This window comes from Salinisphaera orenii subsp. halophila YIM 95161 (assembly GCF_003732545.1).
In the GTDB taxonomy this organism is placed as follows: Bacteria; Pseudomonadota; Gammaproteobacteria; order Nevskiales; family Salinisphaeraceae; genus Salinisphaera; species Salinisphaera orenii_A.
Genome location: NZ_AYKF01000014.1, coordinates 1 through 1579, shown reverse-complemented (window position 1 = coordinate 1579; position 1579 = coordinate 1). Strand labels below are relative to the sequence as shown.

At 63.3% G+C, this 1579-nt stretch carries 1 protein-coding gene; it reads left to right on the top strand.

Annotated features, from left to right (window positions below):
• Positions 1-92 precede the first annotated feature (92 nt).
• The gene (locus SAHL_RS02130; protein ID WP_123589773.1) at positions 93-1406 is read left to right on the top strand and encodes an IS1380 family transposase; all 1314 of its coding nucleotides are present in this window, start codon (positions 93-95) and stop codon (positions 1404-1406) included.
• Positions 1407-1579: the final 173 nt, after the last annotated feature.

Sequence of the window (1579 nt, the reverse complement as noted above, 5' to 3'; positions counted from 1 at the left end):
CTAGCCCGGATATTGCACCAAACAGAACGGCGAAGCCGGTATAATCTCTTTAGTAACAACCAATTACTTAAGAAATAACCGGAGCTTCGCCGATGCCAGATTGTACCGTGGATGGTGTGCGGCTGTCAGACTTTAAACGCCGGGTGGTCGAGGCGCGCTTTGACGGCGGCGCGATTACCTCGGATGGCGGTTCGCTGTTGTTACGCGAAGTCGAGCGCCGCACGGGATTGTTGCGCGATGTCAGCCGCCGTCTGACCGACGCCCGTTCGCCCAGGCGATGCGTGCATGACGCGGCCAGTCTGTTGCGCCAACGCGTGTTCGGCGTGGCCCTGGGCTATTGTGATCTCAACGACCATGGCGCGCTGCGCCGTGATATCGCGTTTCAAACGGCCGTGTCGCGCGATCAGGCCCTGGCCTCGGCTTCGACGCTGTGTCGTTTCGAACAGGCGGCGGACACGGATTTTGCCTGGGCGGCACACGCGGCACTGTTCGAACGCTTCTGTGCGTCGTTCAAAACACCGCCCAAGCGCCTGACGCTGGATTTCGATGCCACCGACGACCGCGTGCACGGCGAACAGGCTGGACGCTATTTCAACGGGTTCTACGACGGCTACTGTTTTCTGCCGCTCTATGTGTTCTGCGGCGATCAGCTGCTGGTGAGTTATCTGCGCAGCGCGGCACGCCACGGCGCCCACCACGCCGCGGCTATCCTGCGCCTGCTGGTCCACGCGCTGCGCGCCCGCTGGCCGGACGTCGAGATCGTGCTGCGTGCCGATGCCGGCTTTTGTACGCCCCGGATTCTGCACGCCTGCCAGCGCCTGGGGATCGATTATATTCTGGGATTTGCCGTCAACGATCGGCTCAAGCGGTTGAGCGCGCCCTGGCTGGACGCCGCCGAGATCGCCCAGAGGCGCACCGGACAGCCGGCGCGTTTTTTCACCGAAGACCGCTACCGCGCGCGTTCCTGGAAGCGATCCAGCCGGCTGCTGGTCAAGGCCGAGCATAACGGTGTCGGGCGTAATGCACGCTTTGTGATTACCAGTCTGGCGGGCGATCCCCAGTGGCTTTACGAGGCCATCTACTGCGCCCGCGGCGATATGGAAAACCGCATCAAGGAACAACAGCTGGATCTGTATGCCGATCGCACCAGCGCCCACGATTGGTGGGCCAATCAGATGCGGCTGCTGTTCGCTGGCCTGGCGTATGCCTTGATGGATGCCATCCGCGATCTCGCCTTGGCCGGCACCCGATGGGCGCGAATCAGCGTCGGCACGCTGCGCCTGCGACTACTCAAGATCGGCGCCGTGGTGTGGCGCAATACCCGGCGCGTGCGCCTGCATCTGTCCAGCCATTATCCAGACCCCGGCATGCTGCGCCTGGTCGTCGCACGCCTGAAGCCGGGATAACCCGACCCGAGTGCTGCCCCGGCACGATGACAAGCCATGGGGGAAGGGGGCGTGTGTCCGCGATACACGTTTGCGGCGGTTTTCCGAGACGAGCGCACGGAAAAACCGCACGCGGTGGGCGATTAGCCGCCCAAGCCGCGGTCATCGCTGGCTTGATGCAATATCCGGGCTAG